Here is a 21,073-nt window from a genome sequence, read left to right as displayed (position 1 = left end):
TTCCTCACTGGTGGCCAAAGTCTGCTGGCTATAATCTTTGGCAATCTGACCCGACCGAAGAGTAGTCATCCATGCCTCAGCCGAATCGCAGCATTCTAATCTCCCGTTACCTCCGTCCCGTCCTGCTGGGCCTTGGCACGGCCACGCTGCTGGCTGCCTGCAAGACCCCGCCCACGGTGCAGGAGAAAACCGCCGACTGGAGCCCCAACCGCATCTACAGCGAAGCGCGTGACGAACGCCTGTCCGGTGGCTACGACCAGGCCATCCCGCTGTACGACGTACTGGAAGCACGTGCCCAGGGCACCCCGCTGGCTCAACAGGCCCAGCTGGAAAAAGCCTATGCCCAATACCAGAACGAAGACTACGTGGATGCCAACCTCACGCTGGACCGCTTCATCCAGATGCACCCGACCAGCCCGGCACTGGACTACGCCTATTACCTGAAGGGCCTGGTCAACTTCAACGAGCAATCCGGCTGGCTGGACTTCCTGAACGCGAATGACCTGTCCGAGCGCGACATGGCGGCCGCACGCGAATCGTTTGCCGCCTTCAAGGAGTTGACGACGCGCTTCCCCAACTCGCGCTACACGCCCGATGCCCGCGCGCGCATGACCTATATCGTCAACGCCATGGCCTCGTCCGAAGTCGCCATCGCCAACTACTACTTCAGCCGCGAAGCCTATGTGGCCGCCATCAACCGCGCCCAGTCCACGCTGACCAACTACCCTGGCACACCAGCCCAGGAACAGGCGCTCGGCATCATGGCGCAGTCCTACCATGCCATGGGCATGGAACAACCGCGTGACGATGCCCTGCGCGTGCTGAAGGAAAACTTCCCGCAGAGCCGTTATCTGGATGTGAACCACAAGGTCAAGGAAAAGCGCTCCTGGTTCCGCCTCTGGTAATCCAGCTGCACCTCACATCCCCATCAGGCCTGAATCATCAGGCCTGATGTGTTTTTGCCAGCTGCTGCAGCGCCTCGTCCAGCGCCGCCTCGTCCGGCAAGCGGCGCACATCGCCCAGCACGCGCAGCAGACGACTGCCGTAATTCTTCTGCAGCAGGCGCGAATCGCCGATGATCAGCACGCCCTGATCGGATTCGCTGCGGATCAGCCGGCCAGCACCCTGCTTCAGCATCACCGCTGTTTCGGGCAGGAAATACTCGCGGAAGGCATTGCCGCCCTCACGCTCCAGCCGTTGCGTACGCGCTTCCACCAGCGGATCCTGCGGCGGCGGGAACGGCAGCTTGTCGATCACCACGAGCTCCAGCGCATCACCTGGCACATCCACGCCTTCCCAGAACGAAGCCGATGCCACCAGGATGCAGCCCTGGCCGCGCTCGCCCTGACGGCCCTCGCGAAAGCGCGCAATCAGCCGCGCCTTGCTCGCCTCGCCCTGCATCAGCACCAGCAGGTCGCTCTCGTGTTGAAGCTGTTCGCGCAGGCGTTCAGCAATCGCACGCAGTCCGCGCAGCGTCGTCGTCAACACCAGCGTACGCCCGCCCAGCACGCGCGCCGATCGCGCCGCCAGATCCGCTACCGCATGCAGATGATCGATACCACCCGGCGGCGGGAAACTGCGCGGCACATAGACAGCGGCCTGTCGCGCGTAATCGAAAGGGCTCTCGACACGCAAGGTCGGCACCTCGTCCAACCCGCAAGGCCGGGTAAACCATTCGAGCCGGTCGTTTTCTCCCAGCGTCGCCGAGGTGAAAATCCATGAGCGTTTCGCTGGCGGCAGCGGTGATCCGACCACGCCCCACTCCGGCTCTGGCAAATCGTCCTCCCAGGGCATCTCGTCTTCGTCTTCCGGTGTCCAGTCCTGCGCTGCTGGCGCTGCCTGGGCCGGCGCCTGCTGCAGCAATTTTTCGCGTACCACCTTGGCGATATCCAGCGGCGATTCCACCAGCCGCAGCATGCCGGAAGCATCCACCCAGCGCACATGGCCTGCGCTGCACGAACGGCGGAACAGCTGCACCTTGTCCAGCAATTCGGTAGCACGCTGGCGCAGGCGGACAAAATCCGGTCCCAGCTCGGACATCATCTCCAGCGCTTCCGAGGCCTGTTGCAGGCGCTCCTGCAGCCCGCGCATCGTTCCCAGCCAGGCGTCCGGATCCAGGCCTTCGGGAATCTCGCCGGTCCAGCGCAGCCGCGTGCCGCTCGCATGGCGTCCACCGGCCAGCCGCCATTCGCGCACCGCCTGTTCCAGATCGCGTGACAGATCCTGCCAGGGTGCCAGTCCGCGCGCCAGCTGCATGCCAGTCGCCAGCATGTCGCGGTTGAAATCCAGCACATGGCTGGTCGACAGTTGCTGGCCCAGAAACTGCGTGCCAATATCGTTGAGTTGGTGCGCCTCGTCAAAAATCACCGTGTGCACGGTCGGCAGCAGTTCGGCCACGCCCGATTCACGCACCGCCATATCGGCAAAGAACAGGTGGTGGTTCACCACCACCACATCCGCCGCCATCGCCTCGCGCCGCGCCAGGTTGACGTGACAGTTCTTGCTGTGCGGGCACTGCTGGCCCAGGCAGTTGTCGCGCGTCGAGGTCACCAGCGGCAGCAGCTGCGAGCGCTCATCCACGCCCTCCAGCTCGCTCATGTCGCCGCTCAGCGTACGGCGCGCAAACTGTTCGATCCGGTGCATATCGGCCTGCAGTTCACGCAAGTGCACCACCGGATCCTGGCGCGCCAGTTCCAGCCGGTACAGGCAGAGATAGCTGCTGCGCCCCTTGAGCAGTGCCTTGCGCAGCGGCAAGCCGAGCAAGCCGGTCAGATACGGCAGATCACGCGTGTAGAGCTGGTCCTGCAGGTTCTTGGTCGCGGTCGATACCAGTACGCGGTCACCGCTGAGCAGTGCCGGAATCAGGTAGGCAAAGGTCTTGCCGACCCCGGTACCCGCTTCCACCACCAGTGCCTCGCTGCGTGCAATCGCATCAGCCACGGCACAGGCCATCTCCAGTTGGCCGTCACGCTGGCGATAGGACGGATTGTCGCGTGCCAGCGGCCCATAGGCCGACAGCATATGGGTAACCTGCTCAGCCAGCTCGCTATGCGGCGGCTGGACGGCATCGGCATCAATCGGGGTACTGCGCATGAAGCCTACTGTACGTGAAAGTGTCAGCTGGCCTTGCCTGGCCATCGGCAAGCCCTATGGCTGCCTCAGGGACTGGGCGTGGCAGGCTTCGGGATCACGCTGACCGGCTGCTGCGGCGCATCGGCGGCCCAGGAAGGCAGACCGGGTCGGGCAGCCTGCGGTGCCGGGGCCGACTGCGCCGCTGCTTCACGCGCCTTGTCGGCCAGACGCAGCTGGCGGTCGATTTCCTTCAGGCGCCGGTCCTGGCGGTTCAGCTCGACCTCCTGCTTTTGCAGCACCAGATCCTGTGCCAGAAAGGCGCGACGCTCCTGCTTCAGGCAGGCATCGACCCAGAAGCGCTGGTAGCAAGCACGCTGGTCGTTTTCCCAGCCCTGGCGCAGCGTGGCCCGCTGGCCTTCGACCTGCTGGCGCAGGCGCGTGATTTCCTGCTGCGTCAGCTGCTGCCCCAGAAACGGCACCTCTTCTTTCGTAGGAGCCGGGTCAGGGATCTTCGGTGCCGTACAAGCGGCCAGCACGCTGGCAGCTGCAGCCAGCAGCACCAGCCCAGCCTGGCGACCGAAGGGAAGGACATGGTGGTGCAACTGCATCAGGTCGATCTCAGGTAATCGTGATGTCGACGCTGCGGTGTTCCAGCGCCAGGTATTCAGCCGACTGCATTTCCTCGAGTCGCGAGGCAGTACGCACAAACTCGTGCGCCAGTGCGCCCTTGGTATACAGGCGGGCCGGCTCTACCGCCGCCGACACCATCAGCTTGACGCGACGGTCATACAGCACGTCGATCAGCAGCGTGAAACGACGCGCACTGGTGGACATGCTGGCGTCCATCTCGGGCACATTGGACAGCAGCACGGTATGGCACTGCGTGGCAATTTCCAGATAGTCGTTCTGCGAGCTGGCGGTACCGCACAGGTCCCGGAAATCGAACCAGATCACCGGACCGCGACGGCGGCGCGCCTTGATCTTGCGCGATTTCAGCTCGAACACCGGCTCTTCGTCGTTGCCGGCACTCAGCTCGTCGAAAGCCTGGTGCATTTCGGCATCGGTATCGGGCGTGATCGGCGTCAGGTACAGGCGCAGCTTTTCCAGCGTTCGCTGGCGGTAATCGGTACCGTTGTCCACGCTCATCACTTCCAGACGCTCGTTCAGCAGCGCAATCGCCGGCAGAATGCGGTCGCGGTGCAGGCCGTTGGGGTACAGCTGGTCCGGACGGAAGTTGGAGGTGGTGACAAAGCCGACCTGGTTGTCGAACAGCGACTGCAGCATGCGGTGCAGCAGCATGGCGTCCGCCACGTCGTTGACGTGGAACTCGTCGAAACAGATCAGCTTGAAGCGCTTGGCCATGCGTTCGCCAAGCACATCAATCGGGTTTTCCGTGCCCTGCAGATTGGCCAGTTCACGGTGCACCTCGCGCATGAATTCGTGGAAGTGCAGGCGCGTCTTGCGCTTGATCGGCACGGCATCAAAAAAGCAGTCCATCAGGAAGCTCTTGCCGCGGCCAACCCCGCCGTACATGTAGACCCCTTTCGGGACCGGCAGGCGGTTGATGAATTTCTTCAGCGAACTGGAACGCTTGCGCTTGTAGTGTGACCACTCGACAGCGCAACGGTCCAGCTCCTGAATGGCCCGCAACTGGGCCGGGTCGCTCCGGAAACCCTTTTCTGCCAGTCGCTGCTGGTAGATCCGGGTCACCGGACCGGGAGTACTCGCCGATTCTGACATCAGAAGTTCAGGGTACGCTTGTCAACAGCCAGGGCGGCTTCCTTGGTGGATTCGCTCAGGCTCGGGTGCGCATGGCAGATACGCGCGATGTCTTCGCTGCTGGCGCGGAAGGCCATGGCCACGCAGGCTTCGGCGATCAGTTCGGAAGCCAGCGGGCCGACAATGTGCACGCCCAGGATTTCATCGGTCGTGGCATCGGCCAGGAACTTCACCATGCCGGTGGTGTCACCCAGCGCGCGTGCACGGCCGTTGGCCATGAACGGGAAGGTGCCAGCCTTGTAGGCCACACCCTGCTCCTTCAGCTGCTCTTCGGTACGACCGACCCAGGCGATTTCCGGGCTGGTGTAGATGACCCAGGGCACCAGTGCGAAGTCCACATGGCCATGCTGGCCAGCGATGCGCTCGGCCACGGCCACGCCCTCTTCTTCCGCCTTGTGCGCCAGCATCGGGCCACGCACCACGTCACCCACCGCCCAGACGTTGGGCAAGTTGGTCTTGCAGTTGTCGTCCACGACGATACAGCCACGCTCATCCAGCTGCAGGCCCACCGCTTCGGCATTCAGGCCGTCGGTGTTCGGCACGCGGCCGATGGAGACGATCAGCTTGTCGGCATCCAGCTTCTGCTCTTCACCCTTGGCGTTGGTGTAGGCAATGCTCACGCCCTTCTTGCTGGTCTTGATGTCGCCGACCTTGACGCCGAGCTCGATCTTCAGGCCCTGCTTGTCAAACGCCTTCTTGGCTTCCTTGGCAATCTGCTGGTCCACCGCGCCCAGGAACGTGGGCAGGCCTTCCAGGATGGTGACGTCAGCACCCAGACGGCGCCAGACGGAGCCCATTTCCAGGCCGATCACGCCGGAGCCGATCACGGCCAGCTTCTTCGGCACGCCACCGATACGCAGTGCACCGTCGTTGGACAGCACGGTTTCTTCGTCAAACGCCACTTGCGGCAGCGCACGGGCGTTGGAACCGGTCGCCACGACCACGTGCTGGCCGGTGATGCTTTCAGTCTTGTCGCCGTTGGCCACCTGGATTTCGTAGCTGCCATCAGCGGCCTTGACGAAGGAGCCACGGCCATGGAAGAAGCTGACCTTGTTCTTCTTGAACAGGTACAGGATGCCATCGTTGTTCTGCTTCACGATGTCGTCCTTGCGGCCGATCATCTTGGCCACGTCCATCTTCACGTCCTTGGCGCTGATGCCGTGGTCGGCAAAGTGCAGGTTGGCGTGCTCGAAGTGCTCGGAGCTCTGCAGCAGTGCCTTGGAGGGAATGCAACCGACGTTGGTGCAGGTACCACCCGGTGCCGGGCCGCCCTTGCCGTTGGTCCAGGCATCGATACAGGCAACCTTCTTGCCCAGTTGTGCTGCACGGATGGCAGCGATATAGCCGCCGGGACCGGCGCCGATGACGATAACATCGAATTGAGTGCTCATGTTGATCTCCGTTTCACACTGCAGGCTCAGTGTGCAAGCTTGAGGGTGATGACGCCGCCGACAATCAGGGCTACGCCCACGAATCGCACCAGCGAGGCCGGATCGCCAAAAAACATCACCCCGATCAGAAAGGTGCCAGCGCCACCGATTCCGGTCCATACCGCATAGGCGGTACCGATCGGAATCTCGCGCTGTGCCATCCAGAGCAGGACACCGCTCAGTGCCATCGAAATAATGGCGCCGACGATGCCGCTGATCCGGTATTCGGCTTGTTGCGACAGCTTGAATCCGAGTGGCCAGCCGATCTCGAAGACACCGGCCAGCAGCAGGTAGACCCAGGCCATCGCAGACTATCTATCAGATGTCGAACAGCAGGCGGGCCGGATCTTCCAGCGCTTCCTTCATGGCGACCAGGCCCAGCACGGCTTCGCGGCCATCGATGATGCGGTGGTCGTAGGACATGGCCAGATAGTTCATCGGGCGCACCACGACCTGGCCGTTCTCGACCACGGCGCGATCCTTGGTGGCGTGCACGCCCAGGATGGCAGACTGCGGCGGGTTGATGATCGGGGTAGACATCATGGAGCCAAACACGCCACCGTTGGAGATGGAGAAGGTACCGCCGGTCAGCTCTTCAATGCCCAGCTTGCCGTCCTTGGCCTTGGCGCCGAATTCGGCGATCTTCTTCTCGATATCGGCAAAGTTCATCTGGTCCACGTCACGCAGGATCGGCACCACCAGACCACGCGGGCTGCTGACAGCGATACCGATGTCGAAGTAGCCGTGGTAGATGATGTCGTTGCCATCGACGCTGGCGTTCAGCACCGGGTACTTCTTCAGGGCATGCACGGCAGCCTTGACGAAGAAGCTCATGAAGCCCAGGCGGCAGCCATGCTCTTTCTCGAACTTTTCCTGGAAACGCTTGCGCATGTCCATCACCGGTGCCATGTTCACTTCGTTGAACGTGGTCAGGATGGCGTTGGTCTGCTGGGACTGCAGCAGGCGCTCGGCCACGCGGGCACGCAGGCGCGTCATCGGGACGCGCTGCTCGGGACGGGCGCCTTGCGGCACGGCAGCCACCGGTGCAGCCGGCTTGGCGGCAGTAGCGCCGGAAGCCACGGCACCCAGCACATCACCCTTGGTCACGCGGCCATCCTTGCCGGTACCAGCCACGGAGCCGGCAGCCAGGTTGTTGTCAGCCATCAGCTTGGCAGCAGCCGGCATGGCCACGCCAGCCATGCTGGCGCTAGCCGGAGCTGCGGCGGCGGCAGCAGGCGCTGCAGCGGCCGGGGCGGCTTCCGCAGCCGGAGCAGCGGCAGGTGCAGCAGCGCCAGCCACGGCTTCGGAATCGATGCGGGCGATCAGCTGCTCGGCAGTCACGGTAGCACCGTCCTGCTCAAGGATCTCGGTCAGCACGCCTGCAGAAGGAGCCGGCACTTCCAGCACCACCTTGTCGGTCTCGACTTCGATCAGGATTTCGTCCACGGCCACGGCTTCACCGGGCTTTTTCTTCCATTGCAGCAGGGTTGCCTCGGCAACGGATTCGGACAGTTGGGGGACTTTGACGTCTACGATTGCCATGATGTTCTTCTCTCAGTGTCTTGTCAGGGGGTAAAAAATACTTGTGACGGCCGATCAGCGCGTCAGCACGAAACCTTTCAGGCGGGTGAAGGCACCTTCGACCAGCGCCTTCTGCTGGTCCTGGTGCAGGTGTGCGTAACCCACCGCCGGAGAGGCAGAGGCGGCGCGACCGGAATAGCCCAGTTTCTGGCCCTGGGACATGTTCTCGAAGATCTGGTGCTGCACGAAGAACCAGGCGCCCTGGTTCTGCGGCTCGTCCTGGCACCACACCACATCGGAGACGTTCGGGTACTTCTTGAATTCGGCAGCCAGCGCCTTGTGCGGGAACGGGTACAGCTGCTCGATACGCATGATGACGACGTCGTCATCGCCACGCTCTTCGCGCTTCTTGACCAGGTCGTAGTAGACCTTGCCGGAACACAGCACGATGCGCTTGACCTTCTCGGCCTTCTTGATCACGTCGGCGTTCTGCTCGGGGATCACGGTCTGGAAGCTGCCCTTGGTGAACTCGGACAGCGGCGAGGTGGCGTCCTTGTTGCGCAGCAGCGACTTGGGCGTCATGATGATCAGCGGCTTGCGCAGGTTGCGCACCATCTGGCGACGCAGCACGTGGAAGATCTGGCTGGCCGTGGTCGGCTGCACGATCTGCATGTTGACGTCGGCAGCCAGCTGCATGAAGCGCTCCAGACGCGCCGAGCTATGCTCGGGGCCCTGGCCTTCGTAGCCGTGCGGCAGCATCAGGGTCAGGCCGTTCAGGCGGCCCCACTTCACTTCACCGGAGGCGATGAACTGGTCGATCACCACCTGGGCGCCGTTGGCGAAGTCGCCGAACTGGGCTTCCCAGATCACCAGGGAGTGCGGATCGTTGGAGGCGTAGCCATATTCGAAGCCCAGCACTGCCTCTTCGGACAGGATGGAGTCGATCACGACAAACGGTGCCTGCTTGTCAGAGATGTTCTGCAGCGGGATGTAGGTGCCTTCGTCGTACTTTTCGCGACGCTGGTCGTGCAGCACGGCGTGGCGGTGGGTAAAGGTACCACGGCCGCAGTCCTCACCGGACAGGCGCACCGGGAAACCGCTGGCCACCAGGGAACCGAACGCCATGTGCTCGCCCATGCCCCAGTCCACCGGGATGTCGCCACGACCCATGGCGGCGCGGTCGTCCAGCACCTTCTTGACCAGGCTGTGCACGTTGAAGCCTTCGGGCACGGTGGTGATGCGCTCGGCAATGCGCTTCCACTCGGTCAGCGGGATGGCGGTGTCACCGGAATCGGTCCACTTCTGGTTCAGGTACGGAGACCAGTCGACGGCAAACTTGCTCTTGAAGTTGCTCAGCACCGGATCGACCGTGTGGCGGCCTTCGTCCATGGCAGCGCGGTAGGCCTTGACCATGTCGTCGCCCAGCGTGTCGCCCAGGCCCTGCGCTGCCAGCTTGTCGGCGTACAGCTTGCGCGTACCGGGGTGCTTGCTGATCTTGGTGTACATCAGCGGCTGGGTCAGCATGGGGGTGTCCTGCTCGTTGTGGCCCAGCTTGCGGAAGCAGACGATATCGATCACCACGTCCTTGTGGAATTCCTGGCGGTATTCCATGGCCCACTGCGTGCACAGTGCCACGGCTTCCGGATCGTCACCGTTCACGTGCAGCACCGGGGTAGCCATCATCTTGACGACGTCGGTACAGTACAGCGTGGAGCGGCTGTCACGTGGGTCGGAGGTGGTGAAACCGATCTGGTTGTTGATCACGATGTGCACGGTACCACCGGTATGGTAGCCACGCGTCTCGGCCAGCGCCAGGGTTTCCATGACCACGCCCTGACCGGCAAAGGCCGCGTCACCGTGCACCAGCACCGGCAGCACCTGCTGGCCATGCGGGTCATCGCGACGGTCCATGCGCGAACGCACGGAGCCTTCGACCACGGGGTTGACGATTTCCAGGTGGGACGGGTTGAACGCCAGGCTCAGGTGCACCGGACCACCTTCGGTGGAGATGTCGGAGCTGAAGCCCTGGTGGTATTTCACGTCACCGCTCGGCAGGTCTTCCGGAGCGGTGTGCTCGAATTCGGCGAACAGGTCACGCGGCATCTTGCCCAGCGTGTTGACCAGCACGTTCAGACGGCCGCGGTGGGCCATGCCGATGACGATTTCCTGGACGCCGATGGCACCCGCCTGGCGCACCACTTCATCCATGGAAACGATGAAGCTCTCGCCGCCTTCCAGCGAGAAACGCTTCTGGCCAACGTACTTGGTGTGCAGGAAACGCTCCAGGCCTTCGGCAGCCGTCAGGCGTTCGAGGATGCGCTTTTTCTGGTCGGCGTTGAACACCGGCTTGGCACGGGTGGCCTCGAGTTTCTGCTGCCACCACCGCTTCTCGGCGAATTCGTTGGTGTGCATGAATTCGACACCGATGGTGCTGCAGTAGGTTTCGCGCAGCGCATTCAGCAGCTCACGCAGCGGCATGCGCTCCTTGCCGAAGAAGGTGTTGCTGGTGTTGAAGACCGTCTCGAGGTCGGAGTCGGTGAAATCGTAGAACGCCAGATCCAGTTCGGGAATGTCGGGGCGTTCGCTGCGCTTGAGCGGATCCAGGTCGGCCCATCGGGCACCAGAGTTGCGGTAGGCGGCAATCAGCTGCTGGGCTGCAGTGCGCTTGCGACCGGTTTCGACGTCGGGATTGGCATACACCACCTGGGTGCCGCCCTGCTTCGCGCGTTCGGCGAAAGCAGCAATCACCGGCTGGTGCGGCACGTCACGTGCGTCGCTGCCATCGGCTGCAGGCTGGTGCTGCAGGTTGTCGAAATACTGGCGCCAGTCATCCGGCACGCTGCCGGGATTGGCCAGGTAGTTTTCGTACATCTCTTCGACATAGGGCACATCGCCGCCGAACAGATGGGTATTAGAGCTGTAGCTCTGGAAAATCGATGAATCGCTCATTTTTGCGCTTACCTCCACGCCCCTGCAGGGCGCATTAGCTGGTTAATTCAACCTTCCACGGTACGGCTGAACCGGATGGTGGACGCGGCCAGAAAACATGCGGACATGACAATGCCATGAAAGCTTTTTCTTTCCAGCCGGTATTGTGCCACCATTTGCCCGAAGAGTGTCTGCAACGTGTATTGGATACAGAGGTGAAAACGGCTTTCTGCCGGTTGACAGAAAGCCGTTTTGGATTGTTACTTGCCGGCGTCCACCATGCCCTTGATGTTGAGCAGGGAAGACGGATCGTCGATCGTGGTCAGGTCGCCAGGATCGCGGCCTTCGGCTACTGCCTGCAGCGCACGACGCAGCAGCTTGCCGCTACGCGTCTTGGGCAGCGCGGTCACGATCATGACGCGGGACGGACGGGCCACGGCTCCCAGGTCGCTGTCGACCTGGCGCATGATCTCCTGTTCCATCTTCTTCAGGCCTTCGGGGGTATCGAGGCCTTCGGAAGACTTGGTCGTGACGAAAGCCAGGGCGACCTGGCCCTTGACGTCATCGGCCACACCGACCACGGCGGTTTCGGCCACGTTCGGGTGGGCAGAAATGCTTTCCTCGATCTCGCGTGTGCCCAGGCGGTGGCCGGCCACGTTGATCACGTCGTCGGTACGACCCAGGATGAAGTAGTAGCCATCGGCATCGCGGCGCGCCCAGTCGTAGGTGCTGTAGACCCAGCGGCCTTCTCCGCTCGCGTCTTCCATCTTGTTCCAGTAGGTGCTGACGAAACGCTTGTCATCGCCCCAGACGGTCTGCAGGCAGCCCGGAGGCAGCGGACCTTCGGCCACCAGCACGCCCTTGGCATCACCACCTTCTACCGCCAGGCCGGTGCTTTCATCGACCAGACGCACGTTGTAGCCGTACATCGGGAAGCCGGGGCTGCCGAAGCGCGGCTGGTTCTTTTCCACGCCGTCAATGCCGTTGGCAATACCCAGGATCGGCCAGCCGGTTTCGGTCTGCCAGTAGTTGTCGATGATCGGCTTGCCATTGAGGCCATCGGAAATCCACTTGGCGGTGGGCTCGTCGAGCGGCTCGCCAGCCAGGAACAGCGCCTTCAGGCTGGACAGGTCATGCGCCGTCAGGTGCGCCGGATCCTGCTTCTTGAGCACGCGGATCGCGGTGGGCGCGCTGAACATGACGGTCACCTTGTACTTGGCGACCAGACGCCACCAGATGCCGCCATCCGGCTGGTGGTCAAAGCCCTGCGTCGGCAGGCCTTCGTACATGATGGTGGCCATGCCGCCGATCAGCGGGCCGTAGATGATGTAGCTGTGGCCCACTACCCAGCCAATGTCTGAGGTGGAGAAGAAGGTTTCGCCGGGCGCACCGCCGTAGATGAAGGGAATGCTGGTCGCCAGCGCCACGGCGTAGCCACCGGTATCGCGCTGCACGCCCTTGGGCTTGCCAGTGGTGCCGCTGGTATACAAGGTGTAGCTGGGGGTGGTGGCATCCAGCCAGACACAGGGCACCTGGGCGTCCATGTGGCGCGCGCGCAGGTCGCCCCACAGCACGTCACGGCCTTCGACCAGGTTCATCGGCGTCAGGCCGCGATCGACCAGCAGCACGGCTGCCGGCTTGTGCGTGGCCAGGTGGATCGCCTCGTCGAGCAGCGGCTTGTAGGGCACCGGCTTGGCGCCGCGCGAACCGCCATCGGCGCTGATGATGACCTTGGGCTGGGCATCATCGATACGGGTGGACAGGGAGCCGGAAGCAAAGCCGCCGAACACCACCGAGTGGATGGCACCGATGCGGGTACAGGCCAGCATCGCGAAGCAGGCTTCGGCAATCATCGGCATGTAGATCAGCACGCGATCGCCCTGCTCCACGCCCAGTTCGAGCAGGCTGGCCGCCATGCGCTCGACTTCGCGCTGCAGCTCGGCAAAGCTGTAGGTCTTCTCGGTGTTGGTCTCGGTGGAGACCGCGATCAGGGCCGCATCATCCGGACGCTCCAGCGCATGGCGGTCCACGGCGTTGTAGCAGATGTTGGTGCGGCCACCAACGAACCAGCGGGCAAAAGGAGGATTGCTGTAATCGCAGATCTGCTGGGGAGGGGTTTCCCAGTGAATGCGCTTGGCCTGCTCCGCCCAGAAGGCATCGCGGTCCGTCAGGGACTGCTGGTGAAACTCCGCATAGCTCTGCATGTGTGCTCCTTGTGTCTGTTATGTTTCCAGCCGCGGCAACGCGGCCAGTCCATAATTATCTGCCAAGAATCTGAGCAGAAATTTACATTTCCATAGGGATTGACACCAATCAGGCCGCCATCACTTGACCAGCGACAGGACCTCGCGGAAGGCCGGATTCTCGGCCGTACGCAGCCATTCGAAGGCGACCATTTCGGTGGTGACCAGTTCGGCGCCAGCGGTAGCCAGACGGTCAAAGCCGGCATCGCGGTTGCGTTCGGTGCGCGAGCTGCAGGCATCGGTCACGACCCAGACGTCAAAATCGTTTTCGAGCAGGCCGAGCGCCGTCTGCATCAGGCAGACATGGGCTTCACAGCCGGCGATCACGATGCTGTTGCGTTCAGGTGCAGAGGATGCCGCAATCGCCTTCTGCAGGTGCTTGGGCAGGCTGCGTGCATTGCCGGAAGGCTGGCGTACCGGCGGACGCAATGCATCGGCCAGGCCATCATCACAGGCATTGAAGTACATCTTGGACAGGGTCTTGTCGCACAGCTCGCGCACTGCGGGGTGGTTGGGACCGAGCTTGGCCGGGTTCTCTTCGGTGCCCCAGGTCGGCACCTGCAGGATGCGGGCCACCTTGCCCAGCAGCACGGCATTGGCCAGTGCCTTGTCCGCTTCGTGGATAAAAGGCATGAGTTTTTCCTGGTAATCCACAAGTACCAGTTGGGATTCTTCTGCATTCATCAGCATCGGTCGTGCTCCATTCATCTCTATTGGGGTGATACCGCATTATGGAGCCGATTCCCTTGCCATCGGCACAGGGTTGGCCCCTGACACGGTCTGTCACGCGATCTGTCGTTATCGCAGCCCAAAACCCCGTTTTCTGACGTCAAACTTGCAAAAACAAGGGCTTGTCAGCCTTGTTTCAGGTTTCTTCCGAGTTTGGTAACAAAAAACATGCTGAAAATCGCAGTTACTCCTACAGACACGTCGGACATGGACTACAACTGGGCTAAACTCGCTACCCATGAAGAAATTGGCAATCACTTTCCTCCTGGGCCTCGGCAGCGTCGCTGCACAGGCAGCTCCGCAAGCGAGCGACATCGACACCTTCCTGAACGACCGCGCCAACATGGTGAACCAGTTCGGCCAGAACGTCCGCAATTCGGCCTCTGATCTGGTAACGACTGCCATGGGCTTTATCGGCGTGCCTTACCGTTACGGCGGCAATTCGGCTGAAACCGGTTTTGATTGCAGCGGTCTGGTGCGTGCCACCTACGAAAAGACTTTCGGCAAGGTGCTGCCGCGTCGTGCTGCCGACCAGGCTGCCGCCACGCAGGTCATCGCCAAGTCCGAGTTGCGTCCGGGCGACCTGGTGTTCTTCAACACCATGAAGCGCGCCTTCAGCCACGTCGGCATCTATGTCGGTGACGGCAAGTTCATCCATGCTCCGCGCTCCGGTGCACGCGTGCGTGTCGAAAACATGGACATCAACTACTGGAGCAGCCGCTTCAACGGTGCACGCCGCGTAGTGGACAGCAACGGTGCCAGCTTTGATGCCCAGGCAGCCATCCGGGTGGCGGAGAGCCTCAACTGATTCCCTCAGTACCCATGCAAAAAGCGACTTGATGCCAAGTCGCTTTTTTCTTGCCCGTTGTGCGAACAGGCTGCGGAACCCCTGACGGGATTCCGCGCCGGGCCTTACTTGCGCTTTTGGGGCGGCAAGTCGGTACAGCTGCCGTGGGCAGCCTCGGCAGCCATGCCGATGCTTTCGCCCAGCGTCGGGTGCGGGTGGATGGTCTTGCCGATATCCACGCTGTCGGCACCCATTTCGATCGCCAGCGCGATCTCGCCGATCATGTCACCGGCATGCGTGCCGACGATGCCACCACCCACGATGCGATGCGTTTCGGCATCGAACAGCAGCTTGGTGAAACCTTCGTCACGACCGTTGGCAATGGCGCGACCCGACGCTGACCAGGGGAACATGCCCTTGGTGACCTTGATGCCCTGCTCTTTCGCCTGGTCTTCGGTGAGGCCAACCCAGGCCACTTCGGGATCGGTATAGGCCACGCTCGGGATAACGCGGGCATCGAAAGCGGCCGCAGCCAGTTCCTTGTTGCCCTGCATTTCGCCAGCGATGACTTCGGCTGCCACATGCGCCTCGTGCACCGCCTTGTGTGCCAGCATGGGCTGGCCGACGACGTCGCCAATCGCGAAGATGTGCGGCACGTTAGTACGCATCTGCACATCGACCGGGATAAAGCCGCGCTCAGTCACGCTGACGCCGGCCTTGTCGGCACCAATCTTGTTGCCGTTGGGTGAGCGGCCGACGGCCTGCAGCACCAGATCGTAGGTTTGCGGTGCCGGAGCGCCCTCGCCTTCGAACGTGACCTCGATGCCGGCTTCGGTCGCCCTGGCGCCGACGGTCTTGGTCTTGAGCATGATGTTGTCGAAACGCGGTGCGTTCATCTTCTGCCAGACCTTGACCAGATCACGGTCTGCGCCCTGCATCAGGCCATCCATCATCTCGACCACATCCAGGCGTGCGCCCAGCGTGCTGTAGACGGTACCCATTTCCAGGCCGATGATGCCACCACCCAGGATCAGCATGCGCTTGGGCACGTCCTTGAGCGCCAGCGCGCCGGTGCTGTCCACCACGCGCGGGTCATCCGGCATGAAGGGCAGGCGCACGGCCTGGCTGCCGGCGGCAATGATGCAGTGGCGGAAGGCAATCGTGCTGCGGTTGCCGGTCTTTTCCTGGCCAGTGCCGGAGGTTTCCTCGACCTGGATATGGTTGGCACTGACAAAGCTGCCGTAGCCGCGCAGCATGGTGACCTTGCGCATCTTGGCCATGGCCGCCAGGCCACCGGTCAGCTTGCCGATCACTTTTTCCTTGTGGCCACGCAGCTGGTCGATATTCACCACCGGCTTGCCGAAACTGATGCCGGCTGCTTCCAGGTGGCTGACTTCGTCCATCACGGCGGCCACATGCAGCAGCGCCTTGGACGGGATGCAACCCACGTTCAGGCAGACGCCGCCCAGCGTGGCGTAGCGCTCGACCACGGCCACTTTCAGGCCCAGATCGGCGGCACGGAAGGCAGCGCTGTAACCGCCCGGGCCACCGCCCAGCACCACCAGATCAAACTCCTGGTCAACCTGGCCGCTGTAACTGCTGGCGATCGGGGCCGGTGCTGCGGCCGCTGCCGGTGCGGCAGCGACTGGAGCCGCTGCTGCCGCAGGCGCTGCGGGCGTTTGGGCAGCCGGAGCCGCGGCAGAAGCATCGGCTTCCAGTGTCAGGATGACGGAGCCTTCGCTGACCTTGTCGCCCAGGTTGATGGCCAGGGACTTGACCACGCCAGCATGGCTGGACGGGATTTCCATGGAGGCCTTGTCGCTTTCCACGGTGATCAGGCTCTGCTCTACCTTGACGGTATCGCCGGGCTTGACCAGCAGCTCGATCACGGCCACATCGCTGAAGTCGCCGATATCGGGAACCTTGACTTGGATTTCGCTCATCGTGCTGCCCTCTTACAGTGCCACGCGGCGGAAATCAGCCAGCAGCTGCGCCAGGTAGACGTTGAAACGGGTCGCCAGTGCGCCGTCGATCACGCGGTGGTCGGCGGTCAGCGACATCGGCAGCGTCAGGCGCGGCACGAACTGCTGGCCGTCCCAGACCGGCTTGAGGGTGCTCTTGTTCACACCCAGGATGGCCACTTCGGGCGCGTTCACGATCGGTGCGAAGTAGGTACCGCCGATGCCGCCCAGGCTGGAGATGGTGAAGCAGGCGCCCTGCATGTCAGCCGGGCCGAGCTTGCCGTCACGTGCCTTCTTCGCCAGTTCACCCGATTCCTGGGCGATCTCGAATACGGACTTCTTGTCGGCATTCTTGATAACCGGAACCACCAGGCCATTCGGCGTGTCGGCAGCAAAGGCGATGTTGAAGTACTTCTTCAGCACCAGGTTGTCGCCGTCCAGCGAGCTGTTGAACTCGGGGAACTTCTGCAGCGCCTTGACGCTGGCCTTGATCAGGAAGGCGAGCATGGTGACCTTGATGCCGGCCTTCTCGTTTTCCTTGTTGAGCTGGACGCGGAAGGCTTCCAGATCGGTGATGTCGGCATCTTCGTGGTAGGTGACCGCGGGGATCATCACCCAGTTGCGCGACAGGTTCTGGGCGGAAATCTTCTTGATGCGCGACAGCGGCTTGGTCTCGATCTCGCCGAACTTGGCGAAATCGACCTTGGGCCAGGGCAGCAGGTTGAGCTCGCCACCACCGGTGACGCCACCGCCAGCCGGCGCCTTGGCAGCCTGGGCCTGGGTGCGCAGGTCGCCAGCCATGACCGACTTGGTGAAGGCCTGCACGTCGGACTGCTGGATGCGGCCCTTGGGACCGGTGCCCTTCACTTCAGCCAGCGGCACGCCCAGTTCACGGGCGAACTTGCGCACCGAGGGCGAGGCATGCGGCAGCTTGCTGCTAACCGGTGCCGAAGCCGGATCGTGGCTGGCAGCCGGTGCGACAGCGGCCACGGGAGCCGCGGCCGGCGCAGCAGCGGGAGCGGCAGCAGCAGCCGGAGCAGCAACGGCAGCACCTGCGTCAACGGCGCCTTCCAGCACCACCAGCAGATCGCCCTGGTTGACCTTGTCACCCAGTTGCACCTTGACTTCCTTGATCACGCCAGCGTGGCTGGACGGGATTTCCATGGAGGCCTTGTCGCTCTCCACGGTGATCAGCGACTGCTCGACCTTGACCGTATCGCCGACCTTGGCGAACAGCTCGATCACGGCGACATCGGAAAAATCGCCGATATCGGGCACGCGCACCTCAATGCTGCCGACGGCAGCAGGCTGTGCTGCCTGTTGTGCGGCACCAGCGCCGCCGGCGGTATCGGCGGCACGGGCTGCGGCCGAGGCTTCGCTCGCGCCCGGAACCACTTCGCTACCGCCAACCGGCGCTTCGGCATTGGCCGGCGATGGCTCGGCGCCTGCTCCAGCGGCGGCATCTGCGGTTTCCAGCAGCAGCACGACCGAGCCTTCGCTCACCTTGTCGCCCAGCTGGACTTTCATTTCCTTGACCACGCCAGCGTGGCTGGAGGGAATTTCCATGGAGGCCTTGTCGCTTTCCACGGTCAGCAGGGACTGCTCGACCTTGACGGTATCACCCGCCTTGACCAGAACCTCGATCACCGCCACATCGGAAAAATCGCCGATGTCCGGAACCTTGACTTCAATGCTTGCCATGTGTCTGTCTCCTCGTTCGGCCATCAGGCGTACAGCGGGTTGATCTTGTCGGCCTGGATGCCGTACTTGGCGATGGCTTCAGCCGCCTTGCTAGCCGGGATCTTGCCTTCGTCGGCCAGCGCCTTGAGCGCGGACAGCACGATGTAGTGGCGATCGATCTCGAAGTGCTCGCGCAGGCGGTTGCGGAAATCGCTGCGGCCAAAGCCGTCGGTGCCCAGCACGCGGTAGCTGCGGCCAGCCGGCACGAACGGACGGATCTGCTCGGCGTAGTTCTTCATGTAGTCGGTGGAGGCGATCACCGGGCCGCTGCTGCTTTCCAGCTGCTGCTGCACAAAGGACTTGCGCGGCGTTTCCGTCGGGTGCAGCAGGTTCCAGCGATCGGCGTCCTGGCCATCACGTGCCAGCTCATTGAAGCTCGGGCAGCTCCAGACGTCAGCAGCAATGCCCCAATCCTGGGCCAACAGTGCCTGGGCGGCAATGCTTTCGCGCAGGATGGTGCCGGAGCCGAGCAGCTGCACGCGCTGCGGCAGGCCTTCGGCGCCGGGCTTGCACAGGTACATGCCCTTGATGATCTGCTCTTCGGTGCCGGGCTGCAGGCCAGGCATGGCGTAGTTCTCGTTCAGCAACGTCAGGTAGTAGAAGACGTTTTCCTGCTTCTCGACCATGCGCTTCAGGCCGTGCTGCATGATGACGCCGACTTCGTGCGCGAAGGTCGGGTCGTAGCTGACGCAGTTCGGGATCGTGCCGGCCAAGATATGGCTGTGACCGTCTTCGTGCTGCAAGCCTTCGCCGTTCAGCGTGGTACGGCCGGAAGTGCCACCCAGCAGGAAGCCGCGTGCCTGCATGTCACCCGCGGCCCAGGCCAGATCGCCGACGCGCTGGAAACCGAACATCGAGTAGTACACGTAGAACGGGATCATGATCCGGTTGTTGGTGCTGTAGCTGGTGGCGGCAGCGATCCAGCTGGCCATGCCGCCGGCTTCGTTGATGCCTTCCTGCAGGATCTGGCCGTCGGTCTGCTCCTTGTAGTACATCACCTGATCGCGGTCGACCGGGGTGTAGTTCTGGCCTGCCGGGTTGTAGATACCGATCTGGCGGAACAGGCCTTCCATGCCGAAGGTGCGTGCCTCGTCGACCAGGATCGGCACCACGCGCGGGCCCAGGGCCTGGTCGCGCAGCAGCTGCGTCAGGAAACGCACGAAGGCTTGCGTCGTGCTGATCTCGCGGCCTTCGGCGGTGGGCTCGAGCACGGCCTTGAAGGTATCGAGCGACGGCACGGTGAAGTTTTCTTCGGCCTCGGCACGGCGCTTGGGCAGGTAGCCACCCAGCGCCTGGCGGCGCGCATGCAGGTACTGCATTTCCGGCGTGTCATCGGCCGGCTTGTAGTACGGGATGTTGGCCAGTTCGCTGTCGGGCACCGGGATGTTGAAACGGTCGCGCATGTAGCGCACATCGTCATCGGTCAGCTTCTTGGTCTGGTGCACGGTGTTCTTGCCTTCACCGGCCTTGCCCATGCCGTAGCCCTTGACGGTCTTGACCAGCAGCACGGTCGGCTGGCCCTTGTGGTTGTGCGCCGCATGGAAGGCAGCGTAAACCTTTTGCGGATCATGGCCGCCGCGACGCAGCGCCCAGATCTCGGCATCGGTCATGTGCTCGACCAGCTTGGCGGTTTCGGGATAACGGCCGAAGAAGTGCTTGCGCACGTAGGCGCCATCGTTGGCCTTGTAGGCCTGGTAATCACCGTCGACGACTTCCATCATCAGCTGGCGCAGCTTGCCGCTCTTGTCACGGGCCAGCAGCGGATCCCAGCTGCTGCCCCAGAGCAGCTTGATGACGTTCCAGCCGGAACCGCGGAATTCGCCTTCCAGCTCCTGCACGATCTTGCCGTTGCCGCGCACCGGGCCATCCAGGCGCTGCAAGTTGCAGTTGATGACGAAGATCAGGTTGTCCAGCTTCTCGCGCGATGCCATGCTGATGGCGCCCAGACTTTCCACCTCGTCCATTTCGCCGTCGCCCAGGAACACCCAGACCTTGCGGTTTTCAGTATTGGCAATGCCGCGCGCATGCAGGTACTTCAGGAAGCGTGCCTGGTAGATCGCCATCAGCGGGCCCAGGCCCATGGAGACGGTCGGGAACTGCCAGAAGTTGGGCATCAGCTTGGGGTGCGGGTAGCTGGACAGGCCATTGCCATCCACTTCCTGGCGGAAGTTGTCGAGCTGCTCTTCGGTCAGACGGCCTTCCAGGTAGGCGCGCGCGTAGATGCCGGGGGAGCTGTGGCCCTGGATGTAGAGCAGGTCACCACCGTGCTCGCCGTTGTCGGCGTGCCAGAAGTGGTTGAAGCCGGCACCCAGCATGCTGGCCAGCGAGGCAAACGAGCCGATGTGGCCACCCAGGTCACCGCCGTCAGACGGGTTCAGGCGGTTGGCACGCACCACCATGGCCATGGCGTTCCAGCGCATGAAGGCGCGCAGGCGCTTTTCCAGCGCGATATTGCCCGGGCAGAAGGCTTCCTGGTCGGGTTCGATGGTGTTGACGTAACCGGTGCTGGCCGAGAACGGCAGATCAATGCTGTGCTGGCGGGCATGCTCCAGCAGGCCCTCCAGCAGAAAGTGGGCACGCTCCTTGCCCTCGCTTTCAATGACGGCGGACAGGGCGTCCAGCCATTCGCGTGTTTCTTGGGAATCAGTATCGTGGGGCAACTGGCCGCCAGCTTGCTGCGCGTCGGACATGCGGGTCTCCTTGTGGGTTGTTTCTGCGTATGGCTTTACACATTGTGTGCGCACACTTCGGGGAGTATGGCACAAGAAAACCCTTATTTTCAATATGTGGATATTGATTTCTTAATGTGAAATATGAATCGGTGAAATCCCGCATGGACTTCAGGCAAAGCCTGTATGCTTCTGCTTTTATCTCCTGTTGCCG

Annotated in this window: 14 protein-coding genes; 2 read left to right on the top strand and 12 right to left on the bottom strand. The window is 62.7% G+C overall.

Annotated features, from left to right (window positions below; translation table 11 throughout):
• The first annotated feature begins 71 nt into the window (after window positions 1-71).
• On the top strand, window positions 72-905 hold the full coding sequence (locus tag ACI3EV_RS06465; RefSeq protein ID WP_329771197.1) for an outer membrane protein assembly factor BamD: 834 nt from the start codon (window positions 72-74) through the stop codon (window positions 903-905).
• Window positions 906-942: 37 nt separating this feature from the next.
• On the opposite strand, the gene ACI3EV_RS06460 is transcribed toward ACI3EV_RS06465, so the two are convergent.
• The 9 genes from ACI3EV_RS06460 to ACI3EV_RS06420 form a co-directional block, all read right to left on the bottom strand.
• Complete coding sequence (locus tag ACI3EV_RS06460) at window positions 943-3,021, bottom strand: ATP-dependent DNA helicase (protein ID WP_329771242.1); 2,079 nt, start codon at window positions 3,019-3,021, stop codon at window positions 943-945.
• Window positions 3,022-3,158: 137 nt separating this feature from the next.
• Window positions 3,159-3,680, bottom strand: a complete 522-nt coding sequence (locus ACI3EV_RS06455; RefSeq protein WP_337691114.1) for a hypothetical protein — start codon at window positions 3,678-3,680, stop codon at window positions 3,159-3,161.
• Window positions 3,681-3,690: 10 nt separating this feature from the next.
• Window positions 3,691-4,812, bottom strand: coding sequence for a cell division protein ZapE (gene zapE / locus ACI3EV_RS06450; protein ID WP_329771201.1), 1,122 nt, complete (start codon window positions 4,810-4,812; stop codon window positions 3,691-3,693).
• The gene (gene lpdA / locus ACI3EV_RS06445; protein WP_337691112.1) at window positions 4,812-6,242 is read right to left on the bottom strand and encodes a dihydrolipoyl dehydrogenase; all 1,431 of its coding nucleotides are present in this window, start codon (window positions 6,240-6,242) and stop codon (window positions 4,812-4,814) included. Before lpdA (ACI3EV_RS06445) ends, zapE begins: the two co-directional genes overlap by 1 nt.
• A gap of 26 nt (window positions 6,243-6,268) precedes the next feature.
• Window positions 6,269-6,586, bottom strand: a complete 318-nt coding sequence (locus ACI3EV_RS06440) for a multidrug efflux SMR transporter (RefSeq protein ID WP_329771203.1) — start codon at window positions 6,584-6,586, stop codon at window positions 6,269-6,271.
• A gap of 13 nt (window positions 6,587-6,599) precedes the next feature.
• A complete protein-coding gene (odhB, locus tag ACI3EV_RS06435) occupies window positions 6,600-7,823 on the bottom strand; it encodes a 2-oxoglutarate dehydrogenase complex dihydrolipoyllysine-residue succinyltransferase (protein ID WP_329771204.1) in 1,224 nt (407 codons plus the stop codon).
• A gap of 54 nt (window positions 7,824-7,877) precedes the next feature.
• On the bottom strand, window positions 7,878-10,751 hold the full coding sequence (locus ACI3EV_RS06430) for a 2-oxoglutarate dehydrogenase E1 component (protein WP_329771205.1): 2,874 nt from the start codon (window positions 10,749-10,751) through the stop codon (window positions 7,878-7,880).
• Window positions 10,752-10,990: 239 nt separating this feature from the next.
• Window positions 10,991-12,934, bottom strand: a complete 1,944-nt coding sequence (locus ACI3EV_RS06425) for a propionate--CoA ligase (protein ID WP_329771206.1) — start codon at window positions 12,932-12,934, stop codon at window positions 10,991-10,993.
• Window positions 12,935-13,054: 120 nt separating this feature from the next.
• Window positions 13,055-13,663 carry an isochorismatase family protein gene (locus ACI3EV_RS06420; protein WP_337691108.1) on the bottom strand — a complete coding sequence of 203 codons (609 nt, stop codon included), beginning with the start codon at window positions 13,661-13,663 and terminating at the stop codon, window positions 13,055-13,057.
• A gap of 277 nt (window positions 13,664-13,940) precedes the next feature.
• Between ACI3EV_RS06420 and ACI3EV_RS06415 the strand changes: the two genes are divergently transcribed.
• On the top strand, window positions 13,941-14,510 hold the full coding sequence (locus tag ACI3EV_RS06415) for a C40 family peptidase (RefSeq protein WP_329771209.1): 570 nt from the start codon (window positions 13,941-13,943) through the stop codon (window positions 14,508-14,510).
• 104 nt (window positions 14,511-14,614) lie between these two features.
• On the opposite strand, the gene lpdA (ACI3EV_RS06410) is transcribed toward ACI3EV_RS06415, so the two are convergent.
• The 3 genes from lpdA (ACI3EV_RS06410) to aceE are packed head-to-tail and all read right to left on the bottom strand — an operon-like array spanning window position 14,615 to window position 20,880.
• Window positions 14,615-16,432 (bottom strand): dihydrolipoyl dehydrogenase, encoded by a 1,818-nt coding sequence (gene lpdA / locus ACI3EV_RS06410; protein ID WP_329771210.1) that lies wholly within the window; start codon window positions 16,430-16,432, stop codon window positions 14,615-14,617.
• Window positions 16,433-16,444: 12 nt separating this feature from the next.
• Window positions 16,445-18,151, bottom strand: coding sequence for a dihydrolipoyllysine-residue acetyltransferase (gene aceF, locus ACI3EV_RS06405; protein ID WP_337691106.1), 1,707 nt, complete (start codon window positions 18,149-18,151; stop codon window positions 16,445-16,447).
• A gap of 23 nt (window positions 18,152-18,174) precedes the next feature.
• Entirely contained in the window at window positions 18,175-20,880 is a 2,706-nt protein-coding gene (gene aceE / locus ACI3EV_RS06400; protein WP_329771213.1) for a pyruvate dehydrogenase (acetyl-transferring), homodimeric type, read from the bottom strand.
• Window positions 20,881-21,073: the final 193 nt, after the last annotated feature.

The sequence above is a fragment of the Allobrachymonas wangyanguii genome (assembly GCF_045055315.1).
In the GTDB taxonomy this organism is placed as follows: Bacteria; Pseudomonadota; Gammaproteobacteria; order Burkholderiales; family Burkholderiaceae_C; genus Brachymonas; species Brachymonas wangyanguii.
This window is presented reverse-complemented; position numbering and strand designations above follow the sequence as displayed.

Excerpts from the sequence above, each read along its gene's own strand:
- ACI3EV_RS06465 (WP_329771197.1), top strand. The coding sequence starts at position 72 with ATGCCTCAGCCGAATCGCAGCATTCTAATCTCCCGTTACCTCCGTCCC.
- ACI3EV_RS06460 (WP_329771242.1), bottom strand. The coding sequence starts at position 3,021 with ATGCTGTCGGCCTATGGGCCGCTGGCACGCGACAATCCGTCCTATCGC.
- ACI3EV_RS06455 (WP_337691114.1), bottom strand. The coding sequence starts at position 3,680 with ATGCAGTTGCACCACCATGTCCTTCCCTTCGGTCGCCAGGCTGGGCTG.
- zapE (WP_329771201.1), bottom strand. The coding sequence starts at position 4,812 with ATGTCAGAATCGGCGAGTACTCCCGGTCCGGTGACCCGGATCTACCAG.
- lpdA (WP_337691112.1), bottom strand. The coding sequence starts at position 6,242 with ATGAGCACTCAATTCGATGTTATCGTCATCGGCGCCGGTCCCGGCGGC.
- ACI3EV_RS06440 (WP_329771203.1), bottom strand. The coding sequence starts at position 6,586 with ATGGCCTGGGTCTACCTGCTGCTGGCCGGTGTCTTCGAGATCGGCTGG.
- odhB (WP_329771204.1), bottom strand. The coding sequence starts at position 7,823 with ATGGCAATCGTAGACGTCAAAGTCCCCCAACTGTCCGAATCCGTTGCC.
- ACI3EV_RS06430 (WP_329771205.1), bottom strand. The coding sequence starts at position 10,751 with ATGAGCGATTCATCGATTTTCCAGAGCTACAGCTCTAATACCCATCTG.
- ACI3EV_RS06425 (WP_329771206.1), bottom strand. The coding sequence starts at position 12,934 with ATGCAGAGCTATGCGGAGTTTCACCAGCAGTCCCTGACGGACCGCGAT.
- ACI3EV_RS06420 (WP_337691108.1), bottom strand. The coding sequence starts at position 13,663 with ATGCTGATGAATGCAGAAGAATCCCAACTGGTACTTGTGGATTACCAG.
- ACI3EV_RS06415 (WP_329771209.1), top strand. The coding sequence starts at position 13,941 with ATGAAGAAATTGGCAATCACTTTCCTCCTGGGCCTCGGCAGCGTCGCT.
- lpdA (WP_329771210.1), bottom strand. The coding sequence starts at position 16,432 with ATGAGCGAAATCCAAGTCAAGGTTCCCGATATCGGCGACTTCAGCGAT.
- aceF (WP_337691106.1), bottom strand. The coding sequence starts at position 18,151 with ATGGCAAGCATTGAAGTCAAGGTTCCGGACATCGGCGATTTTTCCGAT.
- aceE (WP_329771213.1), bottom strand. The coding sequence starts at position 20,880 with ATGTCCGACGCGCAGCAAGCTGGCGGCCAGTTGCCCCACGATACTGAT.